Genomic DNA, 2,665 nt, shown 5'->3' with positions numbered 1-2,665 from the left:
CCCAGATCATCATTCTGATAAATGACGGCAACCTTCGCATCAGGCTTGGTCTTCAGCAGATAGTCCGCATAGATCTTGGCCTCGACCGGTTGCGGCATCATGAACGTGGTCGTCCAGGGCAGGGTCTCGGGGTCGTCGAGCTTCGGCGTGCTGGCAAGCAGCAGGATTTGCGGAACCTGCTTGCTGTTCAGATATTTCGCTACCGCGAGACTGGTCGGTGTGCCGACCGATCCGACGATTGCCAGCACCTCGTCGTCCTCCACGAGCTTCCGCGTCTGCTGCACTGTCTTTGCCGGTGTGAAGGCGTCGTCGAGCGAGACGAGCGTCACTTCGCGTCCATTGACGCCGCCGGACGCGTTGATCATCTTGAGATAGGCCGCTTCGATACGGCCGAAGCGGCTCAGCGACGAGATCGGACCGCTGTAGGGAACCGTCTGGCCAATCCTGATCTCGGTGTCACTGACGCCGGGGCCATATTTCCTTTCCGCCGCCTTAGCCGGCGAGATGGCGACAACCGAAAGAGAGATGACAGCGAGGATCAGGGGCCGGATCATGGTAGTACCTCATACCTTGGAGGCTCTGTTCGGGAGCGAATTGCTTTCCCGGGCTGCAAGATGATGCTGTACACTCGCCTTTGTGTCCCGAAACTTTGCCGAAATTTTCCGAAAGCATGGCCACGAGGCGTCCGTGTTAAAGTCACCCTCAATCGCCGTCGGCGACCGGATCGTGGACCTGGTCCATGGGGTCTTGCTTGACGAGCGGGGCGATGTCGTTCCCCTGCGTCCGCGCGCCTGGGCGGTGCTGCGGCTGCTTGCGGCGCGGGCCGGTCGGTTGGTCGGCAAGGACGAAATCATGGACGAAGTCTGGTCTGACTGTGAGGTCACGGAGGATTCTCTCGTTCAGGCCATCGGCGACGTCAGGCGCGCTCTTGGAGATGCTGGCCGGTCGGCCCTGAAGACGCTGCCGCGCCGCGGCTACCTGCTGGTCGTCCAAGAAAGGCCACCCGATATTGAGGAAGTCACGCCGACGTCGACGCCACACCTGTCCATCATCGTTCTGCCATTCGCCAATATCGGCGGCGATTCTGCGGAGGACGATTTCGTCGACGGCGTAACGGAAAGCCTCACCACAGACCTCTCCCGCATCGCCGGGTCGTTCGTCATCGCACGGAACACCGCTTTTAGCTACAAGGGAAAAGCCGCCGACGTCCGGCAGATCGGCCGCGAGTTGAACGTGCGCTATGTTCTGGAAGGATCCGTTCAGCGCGCCGGCAACCGCTTTCGCCTGAATGCGCAACTGACCGACACCGAGACCGGAAGCCACATGTGGGCCGAGCGATTCGACAAGGAAGCGGGCGAACTGTTCGACATGCAGGACGAGATCGTGTCACGGCTGGCCAACACGTTGAATGCCGAACTCATCGCGGCCGAGGCGCGGCGGGCTGCACGGTCACCCCGCCCTGACGCGATGGACCTTTATTTCCAGGGCCGCGCTTTGCAGAACAAGGGCGTGACGCGCGCTCTTCTGACGCAAGCGGCGGATTTCTTCGCGCAATCCCTGGCGCTTGACCCCAGCAATATCGAAGCAGCGGTCGCCGCGGCACAGGTCGAAGTATCCGTGGGGTCGGCCTTTATGGCTGATGATGTCAACGAGCATTTTGGCATCGCAGAGACCGCTTTGAACACCGCGCTACGCCAAGCCCCTAACCATCCCAGAGCCCATATGCTGCTCGGCGCTGTGCTGATTCAGACGAGCCGCATCGCCAATGGAATCGCCCAGTGCCGACGGGCACTGGCGCTCGATCCAAATCTGGCCGACGCCCACGGCTTCATCGGCCTTGGCAAGTATCAATCGGGACAAAGCCAGGAGGTCGAAGGACATATTCAGGAGGCGCTCCGGATATCCCCACGCGATACACGTGCCTTCCTATGGTACATGTTTGTCGGGCTCGCCAAGTTGAGCGTCCACTTAGACCGCGAGGCAGTCGACTGGTTTCGTCGGAGCCTCGAACTCAACCGAAATCACGCGCTGTCTCATTTTCATTTTGCAATTGCGCTGGCGCTGGTGGGAGATCTCAAGGAAGCGAGATCCATCGCGAAAGCAGGGCTCGTGCTCGATCCCGGCTTTACCATCCGCCGCTACCAAATAAACGCCAAAGGCGACAATCCGGTCTATCTCGCGCGACGCCAACGTTACTTTGAGGGTTTGCGGCTGGCTGGCGTGCCCGAATGCTAAGTGCAAGCCAAGGATAGAAGTGCGCTCGCCGACGATTTTTCAATGTCTGTTGTGGGTCAAAGGACTAAGCCGCTCGCGCGGTAGGGCGCCGGGGCTGGCGACGGAGGCAAGAGGATAGCGCAACGGGGCGTCCTGTCTTGAGATCGAGGGGTTCGACAACCTCTTTCAAGACAGGAGCATCCCCAATGACCAAGCAGGCCATCAGCCCGTTGCGCCAGCGCATGATCGAAGACATGGCGATCCGCAGGCTCTCGCCGAAGACCCAACATGACTACGTGCAAAGGGTCAAGGACTTCGCGATGTTCCTCGGCCGCTCTCCCGACCAGGCACAATCGGAGGACGTGCGGGGCTTCCGGTTGCATCTGGCGTCGATCGGCGCCCATGCGCCAAAGATCAACGCCACGGTCTCGGCGCTGCGGTTCTTCTTCAA

3 protein-coding genes are annotated in these 2,665 nt (G+C 60.5%); 2 read left to right on the top strand and 1 reads right to left on the bottom strand.

From position 1 onward, the window contains the following. On the bottom strand, positions 1–554 hold a 554-nt coding region (locus JOY90_RS38480), incomplete at its 3' end, for an ABC transporter substrate-binding protein (protein ID WP_291696305.1). A 133-nt stretch (positions 555–687) separates the two neighbouring features. On the opposite strand from JOY90_RS38480, the gene JOY90_RS38475 reads away from it, so the two are divergent. Both JOY90_RS38475 and JOY90_RS38470 read left to right on the top strand, forming a co-directional pair. Next, a complete protein-coding gene (locus JOY90_RS38475) occupies positions 688–2,235 on the top strand; it encodes a winged helix-turn-helix domain-containing protein (RefSeq protein WP_291696304.1) in 1,548 nt (515 codons plus the stop codon). 185 nt (positions 2,236–2,420) lie between these two features. After that, positions 2,421–2,665: phage integrase N-terminal SAM-like domain-containing protein (locus JOY90_RS38470; RefSeq protein WP_291696303.1), on the top strand; the 245-nt coding region annotated here is incomplete at its 3' end.

This window comes from Bradyrhizobium sp. (genome assembly GCF_019242285.1).
In the GTDB taxonomy this organism is placed as follows: Bacteria; Pseudomonadota; Alphaproteobacteria; order Rhizobiales; family Xanthobacteraceae; genus Bradyrhizobium.
This window is presented reverse-complemented; position numbering and strand designations above follow the sequence as displayed.